Source organism: Streptomyces europaeiscabiei, from assembly GCF_001550375.1.
In the GTDB taxonomy this organism is placed as follows: domain Bacteria; phylum Actinomycetota; class Actinomycetes; order Streptomycetales; family Streptomycetaceae; genus Streptomyces; species Streptomyces europaeiscabiei.
In genome coordinates this window covers 1-2,775 of sequence record NZ_LRTR01000480.1, presented here as the reverse complement: position 1 = coordinate 2,775, position 2,775 = coordinate 1, and the positions used below count along the sequence as shown (strand labels likewise).

The window sequence follows — 2,775 nt, the reverse complement described above, 5'->3', positions numbered from 1 at the left end:
GGGAGGCCGCGTTGCGCCGCCGTCGGCGTTGGGGCCGGAGTAGTCCTCGCCGTAGGCGCCCTTGGAGGGGCGGCGGCGGCGCATGGGCGGCTCGACGCCGTCGGCGAGGCGACGGGCGGTGAGCAGGAAGCCGGTGTGGCCGATCATCCGGTGGTCCGGGCGGACGGCCAGGCCCTCGATGTGCCAGTTGCGGATCATCGACTCCCAGGCGCTCGGCTCGTTGAAGCAGCCGATCTCGCGGATGGACTCGACGGTGCGGGCGAGCTGGGTGGTGGTCGCCACGTAGCAGCAGACGATGCCGCCGGGGACGAGGGCCTTGGAGACGGCCTCCAGGCACTCCCAGGGGGCGAGCATGTCGAGGATGACGCGGTCGACCTCGGTGTCGCTCAGGTTGTCCTGGAGGTCTCCGACGGTGAGCTGCCAGGCGGGGTGGGGGCCGCCGAAGTAGCGCTCCACGTTGGCCTGCGCGATCTCGGCGAAGTCCTCGCGGCGCTCGTAGCTGTGCAGCATGCCCTGGTCGCCGATGGCGCGCAGCAGGAAGCTGCTGAGGGAGCCGGAGCCGACGCCGGCCTCGACGACGCGGGCGCCGGGGAAGATGTCGGCGAAGGCGAGGATCTGCCCCGCGTCCTTGGGGTAGACCACGGCGGCGCCGCGGGGCATGGACAGGACGTAGTCGGGGAGCAGGGGGCGGAGCGCCAGGTAGGCGACGTTCCCCGTGGTGCGGACAACACTGCCCTCGGGAGCGCCGATCAGCTCGTCGTGCGGGAAGGAACCCTTGTGGGTGTGGAAGTTCTTTCCCTCTTCGAGCGTGAACGTGTAGTGGCGTCCCTTGGGGTCGGTGAGCTGGACCTGGTCCCCGACCTTGAAGGGCCCGCGACGGCGGGCGGCACCGGTCGGTTCGGACATGTGAGTCAGCGTACCGGTCCCCGGGGGGCTCGCTGACCACGGCCTCGGTGAGCTGGGGTCCGTGGGCGGCGCGGGTTCGTCGTGGCTGGTCACGCACGCGCGGCGGAGTCGTGTGTCGAACGCGGCCCCGCGCCTTCGTCGGTGCGCTCAGCTGGGCCTTGCCATCGCCTTCACGAAGGCACGCTCCACGTCCGCCGCCGAGAGGACTCCGTAGATCTCGCCCGACTGCTCCACGACCAGGTACTCGGTGGCGGGGGCCGCGCGGAGGGCGTCCAGGAGGTCTTCGCCGGCGAGTTCCGCGGAGACTCGCATGCCGTCGGTGAGGTCCTGGGCGAGGCCGCTGACGGCGACCCAGGGGCGGCGGTGTTCGGGTACGCCGACGATGGCGGCCTCGCGGACGAGGGAGACCGGTTCGCCGTCGAGGTCGACGATGACGAGGGCGCGGGCGCCGGCTTCGTTGGCGCGGCGCAGGGCTTCGGAGAGGGGGGTGTCGGTCTCGACGGGGACCGCACGGCGGGTGAGGGCGCGGGCCTGGAGTTCTGGGAGGTGTTCGCGCAGGCGGGCCATGCGGAGGCTGTTGCCGGCGCCGGTCCAGATGATCGCGGCGAGGATCGCGGCGAGGAGGGCGTCCAGGACGGTGTCCATGCCGACGCTGTCCTCGGCGGCCGAGCCGAGCAGTCCGGACTGGGTGAGCAGCGGCAGTCCGATGAGGACGGAGACGGCGAGGGCGCGGCCGACCCAGGCGGCGGCGATCGTGCCGGTCATGGGCTTGCCGGTGATCTTCCAGACGACGGCGCGGAGCATGCGGCCGCCGTCGAGGGGCAGTCCGGGCAGCAGGTTGAACGCGGCGACGATCAGGTTGGAGATCATCAGGCCGGCGAGCAGGACGCCGGGGACGGTGCCCGGTTCGACGGCCAGCATGGCCACGTAGAAGATGCCCGCGAGGATCAGGGAGAGCAGGGGGCCGACGAAGGCGAGGACGAATTCGCGGCCGGGGGTCTCGGACTCCTTCTCGATCTCCGAGACGCCGCCGAAGAACTGGAGCTGGATGCGGCGCACCGGCAGCTTGTAGCGCAGGGCGGCGATGGTGTGGGCGAGTTCGTGGACGAGTACGGAGGCGTAGAAGGCGACCGCGAAGAACAGGGCGACGAGGTAGCGGAGGGCGCCGAGTTCGGGCAGGACGCGGTCGAGCTGGCCGCCGAAGACCCAGGTGATCAGGGCGGCGACGAGGAACCAGCTGGGTGCGACGTACACGGGCACGCCGAAGGGGCGGCCCATGAGGATGCCGCCACCGGGGTCCTTGGGGCGTTGGGGCGGTTTGGGTGCGGCGCCCGAGGGGGCGTGGGGGCGGGCGAAAGTCGCCGTGCGCTCCGGCTCGTCCGCCGGCGCCTTGTCCAGGTCGGCCGGGGTCTCCGGGTCCGCCGCGGAGGGCTCGCTCACCGGGTTCGCCGCCGGTTCGTCCACGGCGTCCGCCGAGGGACGGCCGGCCGGGTCCGTCGGGGGTTCGTTCGGCGGGGCCGACGGTGGTGGGTCCGCCGAGGCCGCGGACGGCCTGTGCACGGGGTTTGCCGCGGACGGCTCGTGTGCGGGGTCGTCTGACGGGGCCGGGGGCCCGGAGTCGCCGGAGGCCCTGGGAGCGGTTGGTGCGGTTGGTTCGGGGGCGGCGCCGTGGTGCTCGGTGGCGCCCTGTCCGTCAGCGGCGTTCTGCTCCCCGGCGGTGCTCTGCCCCTTGATGGCGCTCTGTTCCTCGGTGGCGCCGGTGGGCTTGGAGGCGTCCGGGGTTTCCGAGTCGCCGGTGTCCTCGGGAGCGTCTGCCGCTCGGAGGGCCTCGGAGGTGGTGACGGGCTCGCCGGGGGTGGGGTGGGTCGG

General features: G+C 72.9%; 2 protein-coding genes. Both read right to left on the bottom strand.

All coding sequences use genetic code 11. From position 1 onward, the window contains the following. On the bottom strand, positions 1–906 hold a 906-nt coding region (locus AWZ10_RS23290), incomplete at its 3' end, for a tRNA (adenine-N1)-methyltransferase (RefSeq protein ID WP_063809784.1). Between the two features lie 147 nt (positions 907–1,053). Further along, positions 1,054–2,640 carry a site-2 protease family protein gene (locus AWZ10_RS23285; protein ID WP_079104432.1) on the bottom strand — a complete coding sequence of 529 codons (1,587 nt, stop codon included), beginning with the start codon at positions 2,638–2,640 and terminating at the stop codon, positions 1,054–1,056. Positions 2,641–2,775 lie beyond the last annotated feature (135 nt).